Source organism: Achromobacter sp. NCFB-sbj8-Ac1-l (assembly GCF_052695805.1).
The window spans coordinates 3,685,068-3,707,658 of sequence record NZ_CP199812.1; the positions used below are offsets into that span (position 1 = coordinate 3,685,068).

19 protein-coding genes are annotated in these 22,591 nt (G+C 67.8%); 4 read left to right on the forward strand and 15 right to left on the reverse strand.

Features of this window, described 5'->3' with window-relative positions; all coding sequences use genetic code 11:
- Positions 1–50: 50 nt before the first annotated feature.
- The 9 genes from ACUDP5_RS16815 to ACUDP5_RS16855 all read right to left on the reverse strand — a co-directional run bounded on the left by ACUDP5_RS16815 (position 51) and on the right by ACUDP5_RS16855 (position 9,892).
- Entirely contained in the window at positions 51–452 is a 402-nt protein-coding gene (locus ACUDP5_RS16815) for a type II toxin-antitoxin system VapC family toxin (RefSeq protein ID WP_263914464.1), read from the reverse strand.
- On the reverse strand, positions 449–721 hold the full coding sequence (locus ACUDP5_RS16820; RefSeq protein ID WP_263914463.1) for an antitoxin: 273 nt from the start codon (positions 719–721) through the stop codon (positions 449–451). The genes ACUDP5_RS16815 and ACUDP5_RS16820 overlap by 4 nt, the downstream gene beginning before the upstream one ends.
- Positions 722–772: 51 nt before the next feature.
- Positions 773–2,251: an amidase gene (locus ACUDP5_RS16825; protein ID WP_445656647.1), complete on the reverse strand. Its 1,479-nt coding sequence runs from the start codon at positions 2,249–2,251 to the stop codon at positions 773–775.
- A gap of 212 nt (positions 2,252–2,463) precedes the next feature.
- Complete coding sequence (locus tag ACUDP5_RS16830) at positions 2,464–2,976, reverse strand: PaaI family thioesterase (RefSeq protein ID WP_263914461.1); 513 nt, start codon at positions 2,974–2,976, stop codon at positions 2,464–2,466.
- A gap of 187 nt (positions 2,977–3,163) precedes the next feature.
- Positions 3,164–4,750, reverse strand: a complete 1,587-nt coding sequence (gene fes, locus ACUDP5_RS16835; RefSeq protein WP_263914460.1) for an enterochelin esterase — start codon at positions 4,748–4,750, stop codon at positions 3,164–3,166.
- Positions 4,751–4,761: 11 nt separating this feature from the next.
- Positions 4,762–7,197, reverse strand: coding sequence for a TonB-dependent siderophore receptor (locus tag ACUDP5_RS16840; protein ID WP_445656648.1), 2,436 nt, complete (start codon positions 7,195–7,197; stop codon positions 4,762–4,764).
- Positions 7,198–7,241: 44 nt separating this feature from the next.
- The gene (locus ACUDP5_RS16845) at positions 7,242–8,258 is read right to left on the reverse strand and encodes a FecR domain-containing protein (RefSeq protein WP_445656649.1); all 1,017 of its coding nucleotides are present in this window, start codon (positions 8,256–8,258) and stop codon (positions 7,242–7,244) included.
- Positions 8,259–8,858: a sigma-70 family RNA polymerase sigma factor gene (locus ACUDP5_RS16850; RefSeq protein ID WP_445656650.1), complete on the reverse strand. Its 600-nt coding sequence runs from the start codon at positions 8,856–8,858 to the stop codon at positions 8,259–8,261. It lies immediately after the preceding gene.
- 149 nt (positions 8,859–9,007) lie between these two features.
- Positions 9,008–9,892 carry a LysR family transcriptional regulator gene (locus ACUDP5_RS16855; protein ID WP_445656651.1) on the reverse strand — a complete coding sequence of 295 codons (885 nt, stop codon included), beginning with the start codon at positions 9,890–9,892 and terminating at the stop codon, positions 9,008–9,010.
- Positions 9,893–10,246: 354 nt separating this feature from the next.
- Between ACUDP5_RS16855 and ACUDP5_RS16860 the strand changes: the two genes are divergently transcribed.
- Together ACUDP5_RS16860 and ACUDP5_RS16865 are read left to right on the forward strand one after the other, a co-directional pair.
- Complete coding sequence (locus ACUDP5_RS16860) at positions 10,247–11,776, forward strand: MFS transporter (RefSeq protein ID WP_445656652.1); 1,530 nt, start codon at positions 10,247–10,249, stop codon at positions 11,774–11,776.
- A gap of 100 nt (positions 11,777–11,876) precedes the next feature.
- Positions 11,877–12,281, forward strand: a complete 405-nt coding sequence (locus ACUDP5_RS16865; RefSeq protein ID WP_445656653.1) for a group III truncated hemoglobin — start codon at positions 11,877–11,879, stop codon at positions 12,279–12,281.
- A 44-nt stretch (positions 12,282–12,325) separates the two neighbouring features.
- On the opposite strand, the gene ACUDP5_RS16870 is transcribed toward ACUDP5_RS16865, so the two are convergent.
- From ACUDP5_RS16870 to ACUDP5_RS16880, 3 genes are all read right to left on the reverse strand, one after another.
- Positions 12,326–14,710 carry a helicase C-terminal domain-containing protein gene (locus ACUDP5_RS16870; RefSeq protein ID WP_445656654.1) on the reverse strand — a complete coding sequence of 795 codons (2,385 nt, stop codon included), beginning with the start codon at positions 14,708–14,710 and terminating at the stop codon, positions 12,326–12,328.
- Positions 14,707–16,356 (reverse strand): VRR-NUC domain-containing protein, encoded by a 1,650-nt coding sequence (locus tag ACUDP5_RS16875; RefSeq protein ID WP_445656655.1) that lies wholly within the window; start codon positions 16,354–16,356, stop codon positions 14,707–14,709. The genes ACUDP5_RS16870 and ACUDP5_RS16875 overlap by 4 nt, the downstream gene beginning before the upstream one ends.
- A 90-nt stretch (positions 16,357–16,446) precedes the next feature.
- The gene (locus tag ACUDP5_RS16880; RefSeq protein WP_263914451.1) at positions 16,447–16,953 is read right to left on the reverse strand and encodes an AAA family ATPase; all 507 of its coding nucleotides are present in this window, start codon (positions 16,951–16,953) and stop codon (positions 16,447–16,449) included.
- A gap of 193 nt (positions 16,954–17,146) precedes the next feature.
- Between ACUDP5_RS16880 and ACUDP5_RS16885 the strand changes: the two genes are divergently transcribed.
- Positions 17,147–17,662: a GNAT family N-acetyltransferase gene (locus ACUDP5_RS16885; protein ID WP_445656656.1), complete on the forward strand. Its 516-nt coding sequence runs from the start codon at positions 17,147–17,149 to the stop codon at positions 17,660–17,662.
- A 143-nt stretch (positions 17,663–17,805) separates the two neighbouring features.
- Here ACUDP5_RS16885 and ACUDP5_RS16890 read toward each other — a convergent pair whose 3' ends face one another.
- The 3 genes from ACUDP5_RS16890 to ACUDP5_RS16900 are packed head-to-tail and all read right to left on the reverse strand — an operon-like array spanning position 17,806 to position 21,628.
- Positions 17,806–19,125 (reverse strand): c-type cytochrome, encoded by a 1,320-nt coding sequence (locus ACUDP5_RS16890; protein WP_445656657.1) that lies wholly within the window; start codon positions 19,123–19,125, stop codon positions 17,806–17,808.
- A gap of 10 nt (positions 19,126–19,135) precedes the next feature.
- On the reverse strand, positions 19,136–20,911 hold the full coding sequence (locus ACUDP5_RS16895) for a GMC family oxidoreductase (protein ID WP_263914447.1): 1,776 nt from the start codon (positions 20,909–20,911) through the stop codon (positions 19,136–19,138).
- Between the two features lie 3 nt (positions 20,912–20,914).
- Positions 20,915–21,628, reverse strand: coding sequence for a gluconate 2-dehydrogenase subunit 3 family protein (locus ACUDP5_RS16900; RefSeq protein ID WP_445656658.1), 714 nt, complete (start codon positions 21,626–21,628; stop codon positions 20,915–20,917).
- A gap of 350 nt (positions 21,629–21,978) precedes the next feature.
- On the opposite strand from ACUDP5_RS16900, the gene ACUDP5_RS16905 reads away from it, so the two are divergent.
- Positions 21,979–22,584: a hypothetical protein gene (locus ACUDP5_RS16905; protein WP_445656659.1), complete on the forward strand. Its 606-nt coding sequence runs from the start codon at positions 21,979–21,981 to the stop codon at positions 22,582–22,584.
- Positions 22,585–22,591: the final 7 nt, after the last annotated feature.

The following is a 22,591-nucleotide window of genomic DNA, read 5'->3' on the forward strand; positions in this document are numbered from 1 at the left end:
TTTAGTGTGACAACGCGTACCCAATGCTCGCATGCCTGCGGCCACAGGCTTCAGCGCAACCAGTTTTCGACGGCAAGGCCGCGGATACGCTCGAATTCCCGGGTATTGCCGGTCACGAGCGTCAGACCCAGCGCGCAGGCATGCGCGCCGATCAACATCTCGTTGCCGCCGATGCTCTGCCCCGCCGCTTCCAGCTCGGCGCGGATGGCGCCGTATCTGGCATCGGCCGGCGCTTCCAGCGGCAAGACGGGGATGACCTCCAGCAAGCGCTCCACCTTGGCGCGCAACTTGGCGGAGCCCTTCTTGGCGCACCCGAAGCGCAACTCGGCCGCGACGATGACGCTGGTGCACACCTTGCGATGACCGACCCGGGCAATATGCCGCGCCGCCGGACCGGCGGGGTCGCGCAGGAGCGCGCTGATGATGCTGGTATCCAGCAGATAGCCGCTCACAGCGCATCCTCGGGCGGCGGTGGCGGATCGGCGATATCCGGAAACTGATCATCAGGTCCGAGCGGCGCTTCCTGCTGCCATTGCGCCAGCAATTCCACGACGTTTCTCGGCCCTGCCAGCGGTTCGATGATGAGCCTATCGCCCTCTCGGCGGATCAGCACGCGATCGCCCGGCAATTCAAATTCGGCCGGGATGCGAACGGCCTGGCTGCGGTTGTTGCGAAAGAGCTTGGCTTCGCGAGGCCGGAAGGCAGGTTTCGGGATCGTCATGGCAGCCCCGCCGCTCAAAATTGCATATGCAAAATTGTATATGCCTATGAATCAGTTCCACAAGCCCTGAGGCGGACGCTGCCCCACCCAGTCGCGCACCTGCTCATAGGCATGCGCCAGCCGCAGCACCGCCAGGTCACCACGCGGCGGGCCGATCAGCTGCATGCCCATGGGCAGCCCGGCCGCGCCAAAGCCCACCGGCACGCTGATCACCGGGCAACCGGCCAGCGTCCAGGGCGTGACGGTTTCCATCCAGCGGTGATAGGTATCCATGCTGCGGCCGGCGATTTCCTTGGGCCAGTCCAGCTGCGCATCGAACGGGAACACCTGGGCCGTGGGCACCGCCAGGAAATCGACGTCCTGGAACATGGCCAGCACCGTCTGGTACCAGGCGCTGCGCTCTTCGGTGGCCTGGAATACCTGGTGCGCCGTCATGCCGTCCAGGCCTTCGACTTCCCAGATCAGGGCGGGCTTGACCAGCTTGCGCGTTGCGGGGTCGCGCACCAGGCCATGGAACTGCCCGCCCACCATCAGGTGGCGGTGGGCCAGCCAGATGCGCCACAGCCGCGCCGGGTCGAACGGCACGCGGTAGGCGTCGACCTCGCAGCCCGCCGTTTCCAGGTCCGCCAGCGCCTGCTCGCACAGTTCAAGAATGCCCGGTTCCATAGGCAGGTAGCCGTTCCAGTCGCCCAGCCAGCCGATGCGCGTGCCGCGCAGGTCGGCGTCCAGCGGCTGCGCGAACACGGTCGGATCATCGCCCAGCGACAGCGGCACCCGCGCATCCGGCCCGGCAATCACCGACAGCATGCGCGCCACGTCGCGCGGCGTGCGGCCCATGGGGCCTTCGTACGACAACTGCTTGAGGAACACTTCGTTGGACGGCCCATAGGGCACGCGCCCGGCCGACGGCCGCATGCCGTAGACATTGCAGAACGCCGCCGGATTGCGCAGCGAACCGCCGAAATCGCTGCCATCGGCCACGGGCAACAGACGCGCGGCCAGGGCCGCCGCCGCCCCGCCGCTGCTGCCGCCGGCCGTCTTGGACCGGTCGTACGGATTGAGGGTGGTGCCATAGACCTGGTTATAGGTGTGCGAGCCCAGGCCGAACTCCGGCACATTGCTGCGACCGATGAAGATCGCCCCTGCCGCGCGCATGCGTTCGACCAGGATGGAATCGTGCGATGGGACGTGGTCTTTGTAGACCAGCGAGCCCATCGACGTGACCATGCCGCGCACGGCGGTCAGGTCCTTGGGCGCCTGCGGCAGGCCATGCAGCCAGCCCAGCCACTGCCCCGCCGCCAGTTGCGCGTCGCGCTCGTCGGCTTCGCGCAGCAGGTCGTCGGCATCACGCCGCGCCACGATGGCGTTCAACTGCGGGTTGACCGCGTCGAGGTGCTGCAGATAGGCCGCCATGACCTCGCGGCAAGAGACGCGGCGCTGACGGATGGCGTCCGACAGCGCATGGGCGGGCATGGCGACGATATCGTTCAGGCGGCCCAGGGGCGCGGGCGGGGGGGTGCGGGGTTCCATCGTTGTTTCCTCTTGGGTCTGCTCTTGGGGCTGCTCTGGGGGCTGCGTTCGAGCCGTCGGTCCGGCTTGCTGGCCGGCTGGCGATCGGGCTGGCGATCGGGCTGGCGATCGGGCCGCCATTGGCACGCCGACAATACTACGCCGTCAAACGGCGCGCACAGCCATCAAGAGAGACATTCCGGCGTCATCGCGCCGCACGGCCGCGCACGGAATCAGACGGACGGACGCGCAAACACCAACAGCGTGGACGTCGCCGACGCCAGCAAGCGACCCTGCGCATCGGTCAGCTTGGCTTCGGCATACGCCACCCGCTGGCCGAATGACAGCACGCGGCCTTCGGCGCGCAGCAAGCCGCTGTGGCGCGTGATGGCCTTGTGATAGGCCACCTTCAGTTCCAGCGTGGTGTAGGCCTGTTCAGCCGACAGGCGCGAATGCACCGCGCAGCCGCAGGCCGAATCCAGCAAGGTGGCGGCATAGCCGCCGTGCACCGTGCCGATGGGGTTGTAGGCATGCGGGCCGGGCGTGCCGGCGAACACCGCCAGGCCTTCCTCGGCCTCGATGAAATCGAAGTCCAGCGACACCAGGATGCCGGGTTTGCGGCCCGAGGCCAACAACGCGCGCAACTGCTCCAGGCCGCTCAGGCCGGCGCCGGTCTGATCGACCAGGCTGGGTTCGCGTTGCGGGGCGGTGGACACGCGGGCGGACTGGGAGGAATCGGACGTCATGCGCAGGGCTCCGGAATGGGAAGGGAAAGGCCGGTCAACCGGGGCGTCGCGCACGCCCACGGCAATCGTCGAACACGCTGATGATCCTGATATGACAGCCATCATATAGCAAACATTCGATGACGCCAGCCTGTCCGGCATTGCCCCCCATCCTGCCAACGCCCGACCGCTCCCCGCATCGAACCGGTCAGCGCGCCGCCCGGCCCGTGCCGATCAGATCGATCAGCCCGTCGGACAACGTGCCGCGCCAGCTCAGGTAGTCGTGCCCGCCCGCCACTTCCTGGTGGGTGACCCGATAGCCCTTGGCCTGCAGCACGTCGCGCAGATGGCGATTGGTTTCGACGATGCCGGGCTGGCCGCCGCGGCCCATCTCGAACCGTCCCGCCACCAGGTAGAAGCGCACCGGCAGCGTGCGCCGGGCGGCAAACTGGCGCGTCAGCCATTGGTCTTCCTGGCCCGGCTGGCCCCACCAGTACGAGCCCGACTGGCTCAGCACGTTGCCGAACACCTCGGGATGGCGCAGCGCCGCATACGACGATGCCAGGCCGCCGTAGCTGGACCCGCCGATGACGGTGCGGGCGGCCGGCGCGGCGATGCCCTGCCGGGCCGCCCACGGCATCAGTTCGCGCGCCAGGAAATCGGCGAAGTCCGGATTCGGCGGCAGTTCGGCCGCGCGCGAATCGGCCGTGGGGTTCGAGATCAGCACCGCCGCCGTCGGCGGAATCACGCCCGCGGCGATCATGTTGTCCAGAATCGTCGGGGTGGGCACCCGGCTCAGATAGGGCCCGGCATCGAACAGCACCAGCACATGATTATGGGCGGCGCCAGGGCGCCAACCGGCTGGCCGGTACAGGTGGATATCACGGGTGTTGCCCAGGATGGCGCTGGCCAGGGGACGGGTTTGGACCGTGCCCGGTGTGACGCCGGCGCGCGGCGCCACCCAGGGCTGGGCGGGCGCATCAGCCAGTTCCAGCACCGACGCGTACTGGAAGGCGTCGATGCCGCGCTCAGGATAGGCCTTGGGATTGAAGGGATCGGCCTGCGCGGTGGCCAGGATGGCGCGGCGCCGGGCCGTGTCGGACGCCGGCAGTTCGGGCACGTCGGGCGCCATCTTGTACGACAGCCGCGCCGACCGGGGCAGCACGAAGCTCTTGTACCAGACGTCTGACGCCCCCAGCCGCTGCAACGGCGCGTGGTCGGAAGACGGGCTGCCGAACAGCCGCACATTGCGCTCGGCGCCGCGCCACAGGAAGGTCACGCGGTCGTGCGTGGCATCCACCGGTTCCACCAGCGGCGCGCCGCGTTCGGCGATCTCGCGCCAGAAGGCTTCGGTGCTGCCGCCCTGCGCCAGCGTGCCCGCCAAGGCCGCCAACCGCGGGCTGTCGATAACGGGTGCGGGCGCGCGCTGCGCCGCCAGCGGCACGCGTTCGGCCACCGTCCAGCGGTAGGCGCCCTGCCCGGCCGCGCGCACGAGGTAGCGGCCGTCGGCCGGCGCCACCAGCATCAGCCCGCCGGCCGGACGTTCATCGTCGCTCAGCCGGCGCACGTGGCGGCCGTCGGCGTCCAGCAGGTCCAGCGTGACGCCGCGCGCGGCTTCCCAGTCACCCGCCAGGAATTCGCCCTTGGACAAGGTCAACGCCGTGTCCGCTGGCGTACCGGGCACGACCTGGCCCTGGGCGCTTTGCGCCCGGGCGTCGCCGGGGCCGCCCAACGCGAAGGCCAACGCCAATGCCAAGGGAGCGGCCCGCCACGGATTCATCTTGCTGCTATGCATCTTCGTTTTCCTTACCAGCGGTAGTTCAGGCTTGCGGACACGGTGCGGCCGGTGCCGTAGAAGCACGCGGTTTCACCGGCGCACGAGGCCACGTAGGTCTTGTCGAACAGGTTGTTGACGTTCAGTTGCAGACGCGCGCCGGCCAGCCGCGGCGACACCTGCGCCAGGTCGTAGCGCAGCACAGCGTCGTAGAGCGTCACGGCCGGCACCTTGAAGGTATTGAGCGGATCGCCGTAGCTGGTGCCCACATAGCGCACCCCCGCGCCCACGCCCAGGCCGGCCAGCGGCCCCTCGGCGGCGGTATACATGCCCCACAGCGCCGCCAGGTGGCCCGGTTGGCGCGCCGGCTGCCTGCCCTGCACGCCGGCCTGCGAACTCTGGCGCACCTTGGGGTCCACATAGGTGTAGGACGCCACCACTTCCAGCTGGCGCGTCAGGTTGCCGCGGGCTTCCAGCTCGACTCCGCGCGAGGCGATCTCGCCCGTCTGCACGTTGAACCCGATGGTGCTGTCGTAGGTGGCCACGTTGCGCTGGCGCAGGTCGAAATACGACGCGGTGAACATCGCATCGGTGCCGGGCGGCTGGTACTTCAGGCCGGCTTCCCATTGCTTGCCGGTGGTGGGCTTGAACGGGTCCGATCCGGGCGCGCCGCGCGTCAGTTCGGGTTCGAACGACGTCGAATAGCTGGCGTACGGCGCCAGGCCATTGTCGAAGTTGTAGATCGCGCCGACGCGGCCGGTGAAGGCGTCATCGTCCTGGCGGCTGTCGGCGCCCAGGCGGTTCTCGGTGCGCGCGCGCGACCAGTCCTTGCGGCCGCCCAGCACCACGTTCAGTTGGCCGATGCGCACCTGGTCCTGCAAGTAGGCGCCCAATTGCGAGGCGGTCTGCAACTGGTCGGTCATCAGCGCCAGCGGCCCCACGGGCTGGCCATAGACCGGGTTGCGCCAGTCCAGCGTCGGACCCTTGCCGCGCAGCAGCTGGTAGTCGGTACGCGTCTGGCGGTAGTCCACCCCGGCCAGCACGGTGTGGCGCGTGGCGCCCAGGTCGAAGTCGGCCTGCGCCTGGTTGTCCACCACGACCTGGCGGATCTTCTCGTGCTCGTCGCTGGCCGTACGCGTGAACGTGGCCTGGTCGGGCAGCAGCACACCGAACACCAGCTTGCGGTAGCGCTGGCTGATGGTCGAATAGCGCAGGTTCTGGCGCAGCGTGAAAGTGCCGTTCAGCCGGTGTTCCAGTTCATATCCCACCGAGCCCTGCTCGCGCCAGGACTTGTCGTAGTCGGGGTCGCTGCCGTTGAAGCTGCGCGGAATGTGGCCATAGCCCTTGCTGCCGCCATACACCAGCCCCATGGCCGGCAGGAAGTTGCGGTAGCCGGCTTCGGGCTCGTTCTGGTAGCTGGTCAGCAGCGTGAAGCGCGTGTCGCTGTTGGGCAGCCACGTGAACGCCGGCGCCAGCGCCACGCGTTCATCGCGCACGCCATCCACGTCGCTGTGCTGGGTGCGCGCCAGTCCGCTCAGCCGATACAGCAGCTTGCCGTCGTCGTCGATCTTGCCGCCGGCATCGAACGCGGCCGAGGCGCGTTCGTGGTTGCCGACATCGAACTGCACCTCGCGCAGAGGCTCGGCCTGCGGCCGCTTGCTGACCAGGTTGAGGATGCCGCCCGGGCTGGCCTGGCCATACAGCACCGATGACGGACCCCGCACCACTTCCACCCGTTCCAGCAGCCAGGGATCGATCTGCCCCTTGGACGCCGAGCCATAGGCCAACCCGTCCAGGAACTTGGGCGCGTAGCCGAAGCCGCGCATGAAGACTTCATCGGTCTGGTTCGACGACCCGCGGTACTCGGTGAACACCCCGCTGGAATAGCGCAGCGCCTGCGACACCGATTGCACATCCTGCGCCTGCATCTGGTCGCGCGTGATCACCGACACCGCCTGCGGCGTTTCCATGATGGACGTGTCCGTCTTGGTGCCGCCCGAACTGCGCCGCGCCAGCATGCCGTCCACCGGACCGGTGGCGCTTTCGCTGCGCCCGTCCACCGTCACGGGCGCCAACGTGCTGATGCCTTGCGGCACGACCCGCAACGACCAGGCGCCCGACGCGCCGCGTTGCGCCTGCATGCCGTGGCGCGCCAGCAGCGCGGCAAAACCGTCTTCGACCGTGTAGGCGCCGCGCAGGCCGTCGCTGTGCAGCGCATCGGTCAGGCGACTGTCGCCAGCCAGCAGCACGCCGGCCTGCAAGGCATAGCGGTTGAGCACGTCGGTCAAGCGGCCCGGGCCGACATCGACGTGATGAACGGTGGCGGCCGGGGCCGACGGACCGGCCGCCGCGCACGGCGGGGCCAGCGTGGTGGCCAACGCCACGGTGGCGGCCGCGGCCGACAGTTGCCGGGACAGCCAGGCCCGCCGCAAGGCCGGACGCGGCGCGGGCGCGTGGGGGATCGACATGAAAGCTCCTGAATTCGGGTTGTGCAAGCACAGGCCTGCAATGTCTATACCGAACCAGGAACCGAAAAGGGAACTGCACGGACGACCACCCACCAGGGCAAGGTACGGCTGGCCTTGACCGGCAGCACGGCTTCCAGCATGGCCAGCGCATTGTCGGTGTCCGCCAAGGGGAAATTGCCCATCACGCGCAGGCCCGCCACCGCGGGATCGCAGCCCAGGTAGCCGCGCCGGTAGCGCCCCAGTTCTGCCAGGAAATCGGCCAGCGGCAGGCTGTCGGCCAGCAACACCCCGCGCGCCCACGCGTGCCGGGCCGGGTCGGCGGTCGCTGCGGGGGCGATGCCCGACCGCGTGAACACCGCCCGTTCGCCTGCCGCCACGCGGCGCCGTTCGCCGGTATCGGCGCAGCTCAGCTCCACGGCGCCGTCGAACACGTCCAGCGTGCTGTCGGTGGGGCCGCAGCGTACCGAAAAACGCGTGCCCAGCGCCCGCAGCAGGCCCTGGTCGGTACACACCAGGAAGGGTCGCTGGCGCGGATCGGCCGCGGTGTCCACCAGGATCTCGCCGGCATACAGGCGCAACAGCCGGCGATGGTCGTCGTAGCGCGGTTCGACCGCGGTGTCGGTGTCGAGCCAGAGATGCGTGCCGTCGGCCAGGATTTCTTCGCGCACCTCGCCCACCCCCGTGCGCAGGCCAGCATGCCACGACCGCCAGGGCGTCCCGCGTACCGTGAACAGTCCCGCCACACCGGCCGCCCCCCAAGCCAGGCACAGCCGCAACACGCGACGGCGCCGTTGGCCCGAGGCCCGCAACACCCCTGCTCCCAGCGCGGCGCCGGCCTGACCGGCCAGCACGTCGAAACGGCCGCTGACCTGTTCCACATACGACCAGGCCTGGCGGTGGGCCTCGCGCGCCTGCACCCAGCGCGTCCAGCGCTGCCGGTCAGCGGCCGTGCAGCCGTGGTCGCGCAACACCGCATACCATTCGGCGGCCTGCTGCAGGGTGTCGAAATCCGGGGCGGGCCCGGCCGCGGCGACCGGATTTTCCGTCAAGGCCTGCCGCATTCAATGCCCCGGCGGGACCGTCGCCGCGCCGACCGCGCCGATCGTGCCGGCAGCACCGGCTGCACCGGCTGCACCAGGCGCACCTGGCGCGCCGCTGGCGCTTGCTGCAAGGGCGATGCAATGCAGCATGGCCTGCGCCATGTATTTCTTCACCATGCGTTCCGACACGCCCAATCTCGCGCCGATGTCCGCATAGCCCACGCCTTCCAGTTGTGCCAGCACGAAGGCCTGACTGACCTTGGGCGGCAGCCGGTCCAGCATGGCGTCGATCTCGAACAGGGTTTCCAGGATGATGGCGCGTGATTCCTCGGACGGCGCCACGGCCTCGGGGCGAGCCGCCAGGGCTTCCAGGTAGGCCTGTTCCAGCCGCTGGCGGCGCCAATGGTCCACCAGCAGACCGCGTGCGATCGTGGTCAGGTAGGCGCGCTGCCCGCCTTCGCCGCCCTCGATGCCGCGTGGCCGCGCCAGCACCCGCACGAAGGTATCGTGGGCCAGGTCCGCCGCGTCACAGGCGTTGTTCAGGCGAAACGTCAACCAGCGCTGCAACCACCCATGGTGGTCGCTGTACAAGGCGGCGGCGTCAGTGGGCGGGCACGGCATGGCATCGACATCGATTTAATAGGAATAAGTATCATTATTACCTGAAAGATGCCGCGATTGGATGCCTGTCTCATCCGTGCAACGCGTTTATCGGACGGTATCGCCAGACGGCGGCATCTGGCGCCTTCGGTGGCGACACCCCTCGGGACCTATTCAAAAAGATGCTGCGCCAGGTGATCCACGAACACCCGCAGCTTGGGCGACGGATGCCGGCTGGCGGGCCATAGCGCCCACATCGTGCCGTTGCCGCGCGTGCGTTCATCCAGCACGATCTGCAGCCGACCGTCCGCCAGCTCCTTGCGAATGGTGAAGTCAGGCAGGCAGACGATGCCCAGCCCGCTCAGCGCCAGGAATATCCGCATCTCGACGCTGTTGCACACCAGGGTCAGCGGCAGTTCGGGCGGCTGCGCCGTGGGGCCCACCTTCAGCGGCCATTTTTCCAGCTTGCCGGTGCTGGGGTAGCGGTAATGCAGGCAGCTGTGGCGCAGCAGATCGGCCGCGCGCTTCGGCGTGCCCTGTGTTGCCAGATAGTCCGGCGAGGCGGCCAATACGCGCCGGAACGGGCCCAGGCGGCGGCGTTTCAGTCCCGAATCGTCCATCTCGCCAGTGCGCACCACGGCGTCGTAGCCTTCGCCAATCACATCGACCATGCGGTCGGTGAAGTCCAGGTCCAGCTCGACCTGCGGGTAGCGCTTGAGGAAACTGGCCAGCGCCGACTCGAACAAGCCGCTGTAGCGCGGCAGGCTCACCCGCAGCCGGCCGCTGGGCGTGCCGCTGGCTTCGGACAATTCCAGTTCCGCCGCTTCGACCTCGCACAGGATGCGGCGGCAGCGCTCCAGGAACTTCTCGCCTTCCGGCGTCAGGGCAATGTGACGGGTGCTGCGATGAAACAGCCGCACCTTCAACCGCGCCTCCATCCGCGCCACGCTCTTGCCCACCGCCGACGCCGACACCCCCAGCACCCGGCCCGCCTCGGCAAAGCTGCGCGTGTCGGCCACCAGCACGAACACGCCGATACCGCTCAGGCTATCCATTGCGTCGCCTCGTCATTGCTGCCTCGTCATTGATTGCGTTGCCTCGTCATTCATTGCGCTGCCTCGTCATTGATTGCGTTGCCTCGTCATTCATTGCGTTGCCTCGTCATGCATTGCGTCGCCTGGTCATGCATTTTCCTCGCCTCGCGATCCCGTTGCCTTGCTGTCCATTGTTCCGTCTTCCGCCATCTCAATACGGACTCTCATGTCCGGAATATTCGGAATCCTAGCCTATTTTTCTTTTATGGCTGGCTGCCTATTCTGCGGGCACTGCGTGGGCTGAGTGGCGTGCCCCCCCCCACATCACGCCCACATTCCTGTTTCGCTTGCGGCGCTGCGCCGCCGGATCCGACCATGACATCGCCTGAGCTTTCCCCCGCCCCCAACCGCTGGCTGCAATTGCTGGCCGCCTGCCTGACCGCCGTACTGATTCCGCTGTGCTTCACCGGCCCCGCCGTGGTGCTGCCCTCGATCAGCCAGGCGCTGGGCGGCACGCCGGTGCAATTGAACTGGATCCTGAACGGCTACATCCTGGCCTACGGCAGCGTCATCATGGTGTCCGGCAGCCTGACCGACCTGTACGGCCCGCGCCGCGTCTGGCTGGGCGGGCTGGCGTGGTTCTGCGCCTTTACGTTTCCCGTCGCCTGGGTGCCGTCGGCCGGCTGGATCGACGTTCTGCGGCTGATGCAGGGCGTGGGCGGCGCGGCGGCCTTTGCCGCGGCCATGTCGTCGCTGGCGCCGCTGTTCCATGGCGCGGCCCGCGCGCGCGCCTTCAGCCTGCTGGGCACGACGTTCGGCATCGGCCTGTCGTTCGGCCCGCTGATCTCGGGCTGGCTGGTGCAGACGGCCGGCTGGCGCTGGGTCTTTCACGGTACCGGCCTGGTGGGGCTGATCGGCCTGGCGCTGGTGGCCGCCAGCGTGCGGGCCACGCCGGGCGTGACGCACGGACGCTTCGACTGGCGCGGCGCGCTCAGCTTCACGGGCGCGTTGGGGCTGTTCACCTACGGCATGCTGTTGGCCCCCGAAAACGGCTGGGCCGACCCCGCGGTCGCCGGGTCGCTGATCGCCTCCGTGCTGCTGGCCACCGCCTTCATCATCGCCGAGCTGCGCACGCCGCATCCGATGCTGGACCTGTCGCTGTTTCGCAGCGCGCGCTTCGTCGGCGTGCAGGTCCTGGCGGCCTCGCCCGCCTTTCTCTTCATCGTGCTGATCGCCATCCTGCCCGGCCGCTTCATCGGCATCGACGGCTATCGCGCATTGGAAGCCGGACAACTGATGATCGGACTGGCCGCCCCCTTGCTGGTCGTGCCTTTCCTGGCGGCGCTGCTGACCCGCTGGGCCAGCCCGGGCGCGCTGTCCAGCGCAGGCCTGGTCGCGGTGGCGGCCGGCCTGGCCTGGCTGGCCCGTGACCTGTCCGGCGGCGCCGATGCACTGTGGCTGCCCATGGGCCTGATCGGAATCGGCATCGGCCTGCCCTGGGGGCTGATGGACGCCATGGCGGTCAGCGTGGTAGAACGCGACCGGGTCGGCATGGCCACCGGCATCTTCAACACCGTGCGCGTGTCCGCCGACGGCGTGGCCATTGCCGTGGTCAGCGCCTTGCTCGCCACGCTGATCCACGCGCAGGCGGCCAGCGCGCTGCCCGGCGCCGGCGCCCCGGCCCTGCTGCAAGCCGCCAACCGCACCGCCCTGGGCCAGTTGGCCGAAGCGACCGAGGTGCTGCCCGGCGCAGGCCCCTTGCTGCACCAGGCCTATGACACGGCCTTCGGCCAAGTGCTGTATGTCCTGGCGGGCATCGCGCTGCTGCTGGCCGTGCTGGTGTACGCGTTGCTGGCGCGCCCGCGGGCGACGCCGGCAGCGACCGTGCGCACGCAAACATCCTGATGCCGTCGGATCGCGCCGGTTTGCGCCAGATCAACTCGCCCGCCTCCCTCGCGCCCTACTATCCAGGCCATCTTTTCAGCCGTCGCCCGGGGAGACGCCCTTGTCCGAATCCGACCTCTGCACCGAAGCCGAAATCCGCGACCTGGTGCATACCTTCTATGCCAAGGCGCGCGCCGACGACGCGTTGGGCCCGGTATTCGAGGCCCAGGTGCACGACTGGGACGAGCATCTGGCCACACTGTCGGACTTCTGGTCGGCCGTGCTGCGAGGCACCCGGCGCTTCACCGGCATGCCGATGCCCAAGCACGTGGCCATGCCGCACTTGAGCGCCGAATTGTTCGAACGCTGGCTGGCGCTATGGGGCGAAACCCTTGCCGCGCTGCCCAATCGCGCCCTGGCCGAGGCCGCGGGCGAAATGGCAAACCGTATGGCGCGCAGCCTGTGGTACGGCTATCAGCTCAGCCGCGACCCGAACCAGCCGTTGACGGACCTGCGCCCGGCGTAAGGGCCTGCCGTAGACCCGGCCCGCCCGCGCCCGCTGCCCTGGCCCTAGTCCACCCGCCACCAGCCAGGCAGTAGCTTGCGCACCTTGGCCCGCCGATACCGGTCGTCGATCAGATGCACCGTGCCCACGTCCTGCTCGGTGCGGATCACCCGGCCGGCCGCCTGCACCACCTTTTGCATGCCGGGGTACAGATAGGTGTAGTCGTAGCCCTGCGCCTCGCCATAGCGCAAGTCCATGGCGCGCTTGATGTTTTCGTTCACCGCATTCACCTGCGGCAGCCCCAGCGTGGCAATGAAGGCGCCGATCAGCCGCTTGCCCGGCAAGTCCACCCCTTCGGAAAACGCGCCGCCCAGCACCGCAAACCCCACGCCCTGCCCGCTCTCGGTAAAGCGCGCCAGGAACGCCGCGCGATCGGTTTCGCCCATGCCGGGCGTCTGCAGCCAGATCGGCACCTGCGGATGACGCTGGCGCATCAGGTCGGAAACCTGCCGCAGATAATCGAAACTGCTCAGGAACCCCAGGTAGTTGCCCGGCCGGCGTGCGTATTCGGCCGCGATCAGGTCCACGATGGGCGCCAGCGAACGTTCGCGGTCGCGATAGCGGGTGGACACGTTGCCCACCACCTTCACCACCAGTTGCTCGGCCTGGAACGGCGCGGCCACGTCGATCCAGGCAGCATCCGCCGGCAGCCCCAAGGTATCGCGATAGAACTGCTGCGGGCTCAGCGTGCCCGAAAACAATACCGTGGCATGCGCCGCCGCGTGGCGCGCCGCCAGGTAGGGCGCGGGAATCACGTTGCGCACGCACAGGGTCGACGGCGGCGTCTTGGCGCCCTGCCCCCGCCCATCGGCCCGCGTCACGTCGAACAAGGCGTGCGAGCCGAACTGCTCGGCCAGGCGCATGAAATGCAGCGCTTCGAAATAGAACGCCAGCACGGGATCATCCTGCGCCAACGGCGACTCGCCCAGGTAATCGGTAATGGCCGCCACCGCTTTCTGCACGGCCGCCAACACCCCGGCCGGTGCGGCGTCGTAGGCCTGGTAGGCCTCGACCTGTTTCTTGTTCAGCGCGGTCCACGAACGCTGCAGGCCGTCCAGGGCCTTTTTCAGCGGCTTGGGCGCGGCCTGGCGCGCAGCGGCCAGGGTCAGTTGGTCCAGCTCGCTGGTGTACATGCGGCGGGCGCGTTCGACCAGGTTGTGCGCCTCGTCCACCAGCACCGCCACCTTCCATTGATTGGCCTGCGTCAGGCCATGCAGCATGGCGGTGGCATCGTAGTAGTAGTTGTAGTCGCCCACCACCACGTCGCTCCAGCGGATGAGTTCCTGCGACAGGTAGTAGGGGCAGAGGTGATGCGCGCGGGCCACGGCGCGGACCGTGGGCGCATCCAGGCGGCCGTGGGGCCGACGCCCGCTTTGCCCCGCAACCACGCCGTTGTGCGGGCGTGAGCTTGAATCGAGACCTGGGGGTGAGCGCGGGCCGTCGTCTTCGCGTGGGTCACCCTCTTGAATCAATGCCAACGCCGCCTCGCGCGCCGCGGGCAGGCGATCGTAGAACCCCTGCGCCAGGGGGCAGGAATCGCCATGGCAGGCCTTGTCGGGATGCTCGCAGGCCTTGTCGCGCGCCACCAGGTCCAGCACCCGCAGCCCGGGCGCCGCGGGCTGCGCATTCAGGGTATCCAGGGCCTCAAGCGCCAAGCCGCGCCCCGACCCCTTGGCCGCCAGGAAAAACACCTTGTCCAGCCCCGTGCCCGGGCTGGCCTTGAGCAGCGGAAACAGCGTGCCCAGCGTCTTGCCGATGCCGGTGGGCGCCTGCGCCATCAGGCAGCGGCCATCGCGCGCCGTGCGGTACACGGATACGGCCAGCTCGCGCTGGCCGCTACGGAATTCGCCATGCGGAAACGCCAGCTTTTCCAACGCCGCGTCGCGCGCCTGGCGATGCGCCAGTTCGGTGCGCGCCCAGGCCAGGAAGCGGCTGCATTGTTCCTGGAAAAACGCTGCCAGCCAGGCCGCATCGCGGCTTTCGGCCAGCACGGTTTCTTCTTCGGTGGCTACGTTGAAATACACCAGCGCCACCCGCACCTGGGCCAGGCCGCGCGCCTGGCACAGCAGGTGCGCATAGACCCGTGCCTGCGCCCAATGCGCGGCGCGGTGGTTGTCGCGCACGCTGTCGAACCTGCCGCGGTAGGTCTTGATTTCTTCCAGGCGGTTGGCCACGGGGTCGTAGCCATCGGCGCGACCCCGCACCAGCAGCGTGTCGTACTGGCCGGACAGGGCCACTTCGGTTTCATAGGCCGGCCCGCGCCTGCCGGTGACCACCGCGTGGCCGGCCATGCCCTCCAGCCCACTGGGCGCCGGCGTGAAACGCAGGTCAAGGTCGCCCTCGCGGGCGGTGAATTCGCACAGCGCGCGCACCGCGACCGCATAACTCATGCCGCGGCCTCGCGCCAGCTGACATGGCACACGCGCACCGGCATGCCATGCGCCGCGCAATAAGCCAGCCAGCGGATCTGGTTGTCTTGCAGCTTGTCGCCCGGCCCCTTGATTTCGATGAGTTCATAGCCCGGCGCGTCGGGCTGGAACCGGATCAGGTCGGGCAAGCCCGAGCGGTTGGCCTTCACGTCACGCAGCAAGCGCTCGAAGAACAGCTTCAGGTGGGCGGCGGGCAGCGAGGCCAGCGCCTGATCCAGCAGCGCGTCGGACAAGGCGCCCCAGAACACGAACGGCGACTGCACACCCTGCTTTTCCGCGTAGCGCTGGCGGATGGTGGCGCGGTACTGCCCGGTGTCGAGCTGCGCCAGGCATTCGTCGAACAGCGCCTGGCGCCGGGCGTGGAAGTCGGGGGAATCCAGGTCGGCCGGACCGCGCTGGAACGGATGAAAGAACGCCCCCGGCAACGGCGCGAACACCGCCGGCCAGCACAGCAGGCCGAACAACGAATTGATCAGCGTGTTTTCCACGTAGTGCACCGGTGCGTCATCGCGGTGCAGGTGGTCGCGCGCGGCGAATTCCACGGGCGCGGGCGGCTGCGGGCGGTCAAGTTCGAGGTCGATGCGCGTGACCGGCGCGGCCGCCGCGCCACGCGGCGCGCCGTGGCCCAGCTTGCGACGCAGGCGCGGCAGCATGCGTGCCAGGCGCTGGGTTTCTTCTTCGCTTTCGGGCTGGGCCTGGGCCTGCAAGGCCAACGCCAGCGCATCGTCGAAACGTTCCATGCGTTCATGCACGCGGATGCGGCGGTGCCGCGCACCGGGATAGGCGCACTGGGCATAGACGCGCTGGGCCGCGGGCCAATCCTGCGCCCGCTCGCACGCCTGGCCGATGCGCAGCAGCACCTTGGCGCGACGCTTTTCCAGCCAGGCATTGCCGCTGGCGCAATCGGCCACCGCCTGCAACAGGGCGTCCAGGTCCAGCAGGTCGTACGGCACGTCATCCAGCGCCCGGCGACAGGCGTGCAGCGCCAGGTAGCGGTCGACGTCGTCGCGCGACTGAAAGGCCCGCGACGCCGCATCGAGCGGCACCGCTTCGTACTGGAACACGCCCAGGTCGGCCAGCACGAATTCGGACCAATCCTGGTGCAGATTGCCGAAGAACATCAGGCGCAGGCGTTCGCACAGATCGGCCACTTCAACGCGCCAGGCGAGGTCGGCCTGATCGGCCCAATCCGCATAGGGTTGGGCCGCGGGGTGGGTTGCCCGCAAGGCCTCTAGCCAGTCGCCCTTGCGCGCCCCCTTGGCCGCCGCCCCGGCGAACATCCGGTCGAGTTCGGGCCGCGTATGCAACCCGAACAGTTCGTCCAGCGTCATGGGCGCATCGGCATCCAGCCAGCCCAGCGCCAGCAGCGGCGCCGCGGCATCCACGGTATCGGCGATTTCTTCGTAGACCAGCCGGCTGGCCCGAAACCACGGCCCGCGCCGCATCAGCATGCGCACCAGCAACGCCTGCGAGGCCTGCGGCAACGCCGCGAAATCCGCCATGAAGCGGCGTTCGCGGTCGTCCAGCAGGTCGGCATAGCGTTCGCCGACCCACGCCAGGGCGCGCTGGAAATTGTGCAGGTAGTAGTAGCGGTGCGGGGCAAGCATCGGCGGCGCCGGAAGACTGGTTATTTATCCAGTAATCATAGCAGGCCGGCCCCCCCCCGTGCACCGCGGCCCCTGGCCGGTGACGCGGATTCATCCATGCCGCACGATCTCGAACCCCTCGTCCTCCTGTGGCGCCACGAAATACGCGGTGATGGCGTCGTACTGCGCCTCGCTGGTCGTGAACGGATGCGTGCCCGAGGCGTTGCGCGCACGCAGCCGCGCCTTGCAGACCGCGTCAGGCAGATCCAGGAAATGCAGTTGATGCGGGCAACCAGCGGCCGTGGCGACCTCGCGCAGCCACTCGCGGCTGCGGCGGGTGTTGGCCGGAAAGTCCAGCACCACCGACAGCCCTGCCCGTACCAGCGCAACCACGTGGCTGCCCATGGCATTGCGCAGCCGGCCGGCGCAACGGCCATAGTCGGCGACGTCCAGGATTTCACCCGGGTACAGCGCGGCCAGCCAGGCGTCTTCGGTGATCAGCAGCGTGTGCGGCCGCGACGCCAGTTGCGCGGCCAGGGTGGACTTGCCGGCGCCGATCTTGCCGCACAGGAAGTGCAGCGTCGGCGTGGACGTGGCAGGGGAAAGCGTGGATTGCATGGCATGCCTTCAGGAAAGAAGCCAAGCGGCGGGCCAACAAAAAACCCGCCAGTGGCGGGTTGATGTAGCGATGATCCGACGCGCGCTAACCCACCATTGGCCCAATGGGGGGAATAATCAAGGCGAACGAAGATTGCGGGCGGTTCATGCGAAGATGATGCGCGCGCCCAGCAACCCTGTCAACAAGGATCCCATGCCCGCTCCCACCGTGACCCTGCGCCTGGCCACCGCCCGCGACGCCGACGCCATCGCGCAGATGCACGCGGCCAGTTGGGCCGTCACCTACCGCGGCCTGCTGCCCGACGGCTTTCTCGACACGAATCTGGCCAGCGAACGGATGGTGCACTGGCAAGACCGGATGCAGGACGCCAACGCCGCCGCCCAGGCCGTGTTCATCGCCGAACAGGACGGCCAGCCTATCGGTTTTGTGTGCGTGAAGCAGGAACAGGGCAACCCGGACGGCGTGCTGCTGGACAACCTGCACGTGCTGCCCGCCTACCAGGGCACGGGCGCCGGCAAGCGCATGGTGGCCCAGGCCGAAGCCTGGGCCCGCGCCCGCGGCGCCTCTCACCTGTACCTGTACGCGCTGGAAGGCAACACCCGCGCCATCGATTTCTATGAACGCCAGGGCTGGCTATATGCCGGCACGGAAACCGACCAGATCGGCGGCATCACGGCGCAGGCACGGCGCTACGAACGGCCGCTATAGGGCCCCGGCAGGGTCGCGGCAAGGCTGTTGTCGCTGCCCACAGGCCACGTTCGGGCAAGCCGCCAAAGATGACTTCCAAAGAAACGGCGCCGCGCCGCCCGCAGGCAACGCGACGCCGTTGGCCGCATGCAAAACGCGTGAAGCTAGCGCTTGGGCTGCGGCGCCGCGCCTACGTCCTTGCGCACCTTGGCCACGTCGGACGCGCTGACCTTGGCGCCCTGGTTGCCCCAGCTGGACCGCACGAAGGTCACCACGTCGGCGACTTCCTTGTCGGTCATGCGCCAGTCAAAGCCCGGCATGGCGTAGGCCGTGGGGGCCGCCGTCGTGCCCGGCATCTGCGCGCCCTTGAGCACGATGTGGATCAGCGAGGTCGGGTCCGCCGAATTCACGGTCGAGCTCAGCGCCAGTTGCGGGAACGTTTCCGTGTAGCCCTTGCCGGTGCTGCGGTGGCAGGCCGCGCAGTTGTTCAGGAACGCCATGGCGCCGTCGCCTTTGTCCGTGCCGGTGCGCAGCGCCTGCGCCACCGTCTCGTTGTAGGCCAGCGGCTTGGTTGCGTCCTTGTTGACCGGCGGCAAGCTCTTCAGGTACACCGCGATGGCGTTCAGGTCGGCATCGGTGAGGTGCTGCGTGCTGTCCTGCACCACCTGCGCCATGCCGCCGAACGCCGCCGAGTGGCCGTTGCGGCCGGATTTCAGGAAGGTCGCGATGTCTTCCTTGCTCCAGCTGCCCAGGCCATCGGTCATGTCACCGCGCAGGTTCTTGGCCAGCCAGCCTTCGACCACGCCGCCCGACAGGAAGGCCGAACCGTCCGCGTCGCTCAACGCCTTTTCCTGCAAGGCCACGCCGCGCGGCGTGTGGCAGGTGCTGCAATGGCCCAGGCCTTCGACCAGGTACTGGCCGCGCAGCAGCGCCTGCTTGTCCGCATCGGCCAGCGCGGCGGCATTGGCGGCGGGGGCCGTCACGACGTCCGGGGCGAACATCCAGCGCCACACGCCCAGCGGCCAGCGCATCGACAGCGGCCAGGTGATGTCGGTGTCCTTGTTGGCCTGCTTGACCGGCGCAACGCCGTGCATGAAGTAGGCGTACAAGGCCTTGACGTCATCCGGCGTCACCTTGGCGTAGGCGGTATACGGCATGGCCGGATACAGCGAATGCCCGTCCTTGGCCACGCCGTGGCGCACGGCCCGGTCGAAGTCCTCGTAGGTGTAGTTGCCGATGCCCGTGTCCTTGTCGGGCGTGATATTGGTGGAATAGATCGTGCCGATGGGCGACTCGATCGGCAGGCCGCCGGCAAACGGCTTGCCGTTGGTGGCCGTATGGCAGGCGATGCAGTCGCCGACGCGCGACAGGTATTCCCCCTGCTTGATCATCTGCGCATCCGCGGCGGCCGGGGTGCCGTCGGCCGCCCAGGCGGCGCCGCACACCAGCATCGAGAGCGCCGCAGCAATGGTTTTCTTCATCATTGTGCGCTCCTCAGGCCTGGACCAGCGGGCCGGGGTTTTTCAGATACTGGTCGCGAATCGCTTGCGCGGCCCAGTACGCCAAGGCGCCGACCAGCCCTGTCGGGTTGTAGCCCATGTTCTGCGGGAAGGCGCAGGCGCCCATCACGAACACGTTGGACACGTCCCAGCTTTGCAGGTACTTGTTGACCACGCTTTCCTTGGGGTTGGACCCCATGATGGCGCCGCCGGTGTTGTGCGTGCTCTGGTAGACCCGGGTGTCGTAGCGCGCGCCCTTCTTGCGCACGGCCACGAAGTGCTTTTCGGGCTTCATGGCCTTGGCCACTTCGTCCATGCGGCCACCCATGTAGCCCAGCATGTCGAATTCGTTGTCGTGCCAATCGAACGTCATGCGCAGCAAGGGCTGGCCGAAGCTGTCCTTGTAGGTCGGGTCCAGCGACAGGTAGGCGTCGCGGTACGACATGACCGAACCGGAAATGCCGATGGTCATGTAGCGCTGGTAGGCGTCCTGCACGCCGGCCTTCCAGGCCGTGCCCCAGCTGGGCGTACCCGGCATGGTGGGCGTGGTCTTGATGGGACGGCCGCCGTAGCGCACGTGGCGGATGCTGGCCCCGCCCACGAAACCCAGCGGGCCGTGGTCGAACTGGTCGCCGTTCAGGTCGTCCATGCCCACGCCGCCCGCGCCCGTGCCCACGAAGGGGTTGAGCTGGGTGCCCTTGGGCAGCAGCACGTTGACCGCGCCGTTCATCTGGTAGGCGTAGTTCTTGCCCACCACGCCTTCATTGGTCTTGGGATCGTAGGGCTTGCCGATGCCCGACAGCAGCAACAGGCGCACGTTGTGCATCTGGTAGGCCGACAGGATCACCAGATCCGCGGGCTGCTCGATCTCGCGGCCCTCGGCGTCGATGTAGGTCACGCCGACGGCCTTCTTGCCGGTCGAATCCAGGTTGACCTTGATGACGTGCGACTGGGTGCGCAGTTCGAAGTTGGGCTTTTTCAGCAGCACCGGCAGGATCGTGGTCTGCGGCGAGGCCTTCGAATACATGTAGCAGCCGTAGTTTTCGCAGAAGCCACAGAAATTGCAGGGGCCCAGGCGCACGCCGTACGGATTGGTGTACGGGCCGGACGCGTTGGCGGCCGGCGCAGGGTACGGGTTGAAGCCCACTTCGCGCGCGGCCTTCTCGAACAGCTGGGCGCCGTAGGTATTGGCCAGCGGCGGCAGCGGGAATTCCTTGCTGCGCTTGCCTTCCAGCGGGTTGCCGCCTTCGACGATCTTGCCGTTCAGGTTGCCGGCCTTGCCCGACGTGCCGCAGACGTACTCGAACTTGCTGAAGTACGGTTCCAGTTCGTCGTAGGTGACGCCGAAGTCCTGGATGGTCATGCCTTCGGGAATGAACTTCTTGCCGTAGCGCGTTTCGTAGCGCGTGCGCAGTTCAAGCTCTTCGGGCAGCGCGCGGTAGTGCATGCCGTTCCAGTGGAAACCCGCGCCGCCCACGCCCGTGCCCAACAGGAACGAGCCGTTCTGGCGGTACGGCACCGCCACGTCATCCACGCCGTGGCGGATCGTGACGGTTTCCTTGGACAGGTCCTGGAACAGCTTGCCGCGCACGGAGTACGCCAGCTCGTCCAGCACCTTGGGGTATTCCGCGTCCTTGGGCGTGTCCTGCATGACGCCGCGTTCCAGCGCCAGCACGTGTAGGCCGGCCTCGGTCAGTTCCTGACCCAGGATCGCACCGGTCCAGCCGAATCCGACCAGCACGGCATCGACTTTGTCTTTCTTGATCGCCATGGCTTACCCCTTTTCCCCGGAAATCGAAACAGGCCCATAGGGATACTTGACGTTGGGCTGGTCGACCCAGTCCATGAAATCGCCACGTGCGCCAGGGAAACCCACCATCTTCCAACCCACCATGTTCTTGTTGCCGCCGTACATCGGGTCGGCAAAGAAGCCTTCCTTGGTGTTGGACAGGAGGAAGCTGAAGAACGTCTTGGCAGGCACGCTTTCCAGTTCGATCTTGCCGCCTTGCAGGTCTTTCAGGATCTGCTCCTGCAGGGGCTTGTCGAGTTCGGCGTAGACCTTGCCGTGGGTCTTCTTGCACCAGGCATCACAGGCCTCGATACCGTGGCGATAGACCTCGCGCGGATTCTGGTTCAGCTGGTAGCCCAGTTCGGGCGCCACGTCGGGATGGAACGGGCCCTGCATGTACCAGAGCTTGCCGTGGCCGAAAGGCGTTTCCATCTGGCGGTCGATGAATTCCGGCACGCCGGCTTCGATCGCGCCCGGACCGTACTGGTCAGCGGGGATCAGGTGATCCACCGCGGCGACGATGAAGTTCCATTCGGGCTTGGTGAAGTAGGTGGGCTCGTAGGCCTTGGCCGCGCTTGCCGCGCCGCCTTCCGAGGCGTTGGTACAGGCCGTGGTCAACGTGCCAACCGCCAGCGTCGACGCCGGCACGATGGCCAACGCCTGCAGAAACCGCCTGCGCGGTTTTGCGTCTTGTGTCATAGACATCTCCGTGAGAATTCCAAGTTGTCCTAGCGCGCTACCGAACATGAACCCTGGAAACACGAACTGCCGGGCTAGAAACAACACGCTTTTCGTTACATAAAAACAGCTTGCCCTTTGAAAAGGGACGTAAGGGAAAGCGGCCCTCATTATGCGCTTTTTGACCGATCTGATCCGGTCGATAGACCGGATCAGATCGCTTTTCTTGACTTGGGATTCAGTTTTGCATTAAGGACACTGTAAGAAGACGACCCGCCCACGACCGCTCTGTATAGTGCGAAGGCCCCGTTTCTTTCGCGGCCAGCACGCTGTACAGCCTGCCAATAAAAGTTACTTACAGACACTACTCCATGACCGAGAAAAGCAAAACCTGGCGCACGTCGACCACGACGACCCGTTGGAGCACCACGAACGACCTGTCCAGCGAGCAGCGCGCCAGCATCGAATCGCTGCTGGACGGCCAGTTGGGCGGCACCGACGTGCGGGTCAGCGAGCAATGGCGCTACGACAGCAGCGGCGATGACGGCCCGTTCAAGGTGGAGATCAAGGATGGCGCCGTGACGGTGAACGGCCGGCGCTACGCCAGCCTGGACGAGGTGCCGCGCGCCGAGCGCGAGCGCATCGAGGCGCTGCGCGGCGGCCTGGCCGATGGCGGCCTGTGGGACATGCTGAAGGACGCCGGCGTGGATATCGGCGGACTGGCGGGCGCGGCGGGCCGGCCCGATCCGGACAAGCCGGAATTCATCATCGAAACGGATATTCCCGACGTGCGCCATGCCGCGCCCACGGCAAGTGGCGCGCCGCGGGCGGATGCGTTCGCGGCGAGCGCGCCTTCGCCTGATGCCCCGGCGCCAGGCGCCGTGCCGCGCAGCGGCGGCGGCCTGCTGCGCATCGTGCTGGGGGTGGTGGCCGTGGGCCTGGGCTGGTGGGTGCTACGGCTGATGAACGTGCTGTGACGGCGGT

Coding starts and splice junctions, on each gene's coding strand:
- ACUDP5_RS16860 (WP_445656652.1), top strand. CDS start 10,247: ATGACATCGCCTGAGCTTTCCCCCGCCCCCAACCGCTGGCTGCAATTG.
- ACUDP5_RS16880 (WP_263914451.1), bottom strand. CDS start 16,953: ATGCAATCCACGCTTTCCCCTGCCACGTCCACGCCGACGCTGCACTTC.
- ACUDP5_RS16890 (WP_445656657.1), bottom strand. CDS start 19,125: ATGATGAAGAAAACCATTGCTGCGGCGCTCTCGATGCTGGTGTGCGGC.
- ACUDP5_RS16885 (WP_445656656.1), top strand. CDS start 17,147: ATGCCCGCTCCCACCGTGACCCTGCGCCTGGCCACCGCCCGCGACGCC.
- ACUDP5_RS16905 (WP_445656659.1), top strand. CDS start 21,979: ATGACCGAGAAAAGCAAAACCTGGCGCACGTCGACCACGACGACCCGT.
- ACUDP5_RS16845 (WP_445656649.1), bottom strand. CDS start 8,258: ATGCGGCAGGCCTTGACGGAAAATCCGGTCGCCGCGGCCGGGCCCGCC.
- ACUDP5_RS16875 (WP_445656655.1), bottom strand. CDS start 16,356: ATGCTTGCCCCGCACCGCTACTACTACCTGCACAATTTCCAGCGCGCC.
- ACUDP5_RS16825 (WP_445656647.1), bottom strand. CDS start 2,251: ATGGAACCCCGCACCCCCCCGCCCGCGCCCCTGGGCCGCCTGAACGAT.
- ACUDP5_RS16870 (WP_445656654.1), bottom strand. CDS start 14,710: ATGAGTTATGCGGTCGCGGTGCGCGCGCTGTGCGAATTCACCGCCCGC.
- ACUDP5_RS16855 (WP_445656651.1), bottom strand. CDS start 9,892: ATGGATAGCCTGAGCGGTATCGGCGTGTTCGTGCTGGTGGCCGACACG.
- ACUDP5_RS16840 (WP_445656648.1), bottom strand. CDS start 7,197: ATGTCGATCCCCCACGCGCCCGCGCCGCGTCCGGCCTTGCGGCGGGCC.
- fes (WP_263914460.1), bottom strand. CDS start 4,750: ATGCATAGCAGCAAGATGAATCCGTGGCGGGCCGCTCCCTTGGCATTG.
- ACUDP5_RS16895 (WP_263914447.1), bottom strand. CDS start 20,911: ATGGCGATCAAGAAAGACAAAGTCGATGCCGTGCTGGTCGGATTCGGC.
- ACUDP5_RS16820 (WP_263914463.1), bottom strand. CDS start 721: ATGACGATCCCGAAACCTGCCTTCCGGCCTCGCGAAGCCAAGCTCTTT.
- ACUDP5_RS16850 (WP_445656650.1), bottom strand. CDS start 8,858: ATGCCGTGCCCGCCCACTGACGCCGCCGCCTTGTACAGCGACCACCAT.
- ACUDP5_RS16900 (WP_445656658.1), bottom strand. CDS start 21,628: ATGACACAAGACGCAAAACCGCGCAGGCGGTTTCTGCAGGCGTTGGCC.
- ACUDP5_RS16830 (WP_263914461.1), bottom strand. CDS start 2,976: ATGACGTCCGATTCCTCCCAGTCCGCCCGCGTGTCCACCGCCCCGCAA.